At 78.2% G+C, this 1,243-nt stretch carries 1 protein-coding gene; it reads right to left on the bottom strand.

Features of this window, described 5'->3' with window-relative positions; genetic code table 11:
• Nucleotides 1-300: 300 nt before the first annotated feature.
• Nucleotides 301-1,194: a 5-oxoprolinase subunit C family protein gene (locus tag GJV82_RS19160; protein WP_318657849.1), complete on the bottom strand. Its 894-nt coding sequence runs from the start codon at nt 1,192-1,194 to the stop codon at nt 301-303.
• Nucleotides 1,195-1,243 lie beyond the last annotated feature (49 nt).

The raw sequence follows: 1,243 nt of genomic DNA, 5'->3' as shown, positions 1-1,243 counted from the left end.
GCACCACCCGACCGGGCAGAACCTCGCTTGGGGCAACCCTTCAACCTTACCAGGTCTCCCCCGGCTCCTCAACCTCGGCTGTTCGCCGCGGTCCAGGCACCGTGGTCTTCCTCGTCGCGGGCAGGAAGTATCCTACGCCATGCGGTCAAAGGGTTTCGACCCCGGGACCAGCCACCCTCGATCGTTCGAGGCGGTGTCTGTTCCTCCCTGTCGGGCCGACATCCAGAACATTACGCGGCCCGTCGCGCGGCGGTCAAGCCGGGTCGCGGTGACCCGGCGCACAGCCGCCGGGACCCGGTGCTACCCGCCCACCGCGTCGCCGAGGCCCGCACCACGGGCGAGCCGTAGGACGACCCTGTCGCCCGGCCGGAGCTGCGCCGCGCGGTCGACGTCCGCCTCGCGCAGCACTCCGATGACCGGGTACCCCCCGGTCACGGGCCGGTCGGCGAGGAAGACGACCGGGCGCCCGTCCGGCGGGACCTGGACCGCTCCCCGCACGAGCCCCTCCGACGGCAGCTCCCCCGCGCGGCGCGGGACGGCCTGCCCGTCGAGCCGCAGGGCGACGCGGTCGCTGTCCGCGGTCACGGTCCGCAGGGCGCGCAGCGCGTGCCACGCGCCGGGGAGGAACCAGTCGGCGCGCGGTCCTGGGAGCACCTCGAGCACCGCCGCGGCACGCTCGCCCGGACGGGCCTCGCCCGGCACGTGCGGCACCGGCACGACCTCGGTGAGGGGCCAGGAGCCCGCGGGCGGCGCGCCGACCGCGAGCACGTCGCCCGGTCGCAGGGGCTCCGGCCCGATGCCGCCGAGGACGTCGCGCGACCGCGACCCCAGCACCGGCTCCACGACGAGACCGCCGCGCACCGCGACGTAGGTCCGCAGCCCCCGTGCCGGCGTGCCGAGGCGCAGCAGCGCGCCGTCGGGCACGCGGACGGGTGCGTTCATGCCCACCGGTCGACCGTCGACGCTCGCCGGGACCGCGGCGCCGGTGAGCGCGACGAGCGCCTCCCCGTGGAAGCGCAGGGCGGCGCCCCCGAGCGTGACCTCGAGCGCGGCCGCGTCCGGGGCGTTGCCGACGACCCGGGCGGCGAGCGCGTGGGACGCCCGGTCGGCCGCGCCCGACGGCCCGACGCCGACGGCAGCCAGGCCGGGCCGGCCGGCGTCCTCCACGAGGAGGAGCGGTCCGGTCGCGACCACCTCGACGCCCCGCCCGCCCCCGGCCCGCGCCGCGCCGCGCGGCGCGGGA

The organism is Cellulosimicrobium composti, from assembly GCF_009711085.1.
Classification (GTDB): Bacteria; Actinomycetota; Actinomycetes; order Actinomycetales; family Cellulomonadaceae; genus Cellulosimicrobium; species Cellulosimicrobium composti.
Note: the sequence above shows the minus strand (reverse complement) of the source record. Positions and strands in the feature narration are given on the sequence as shown.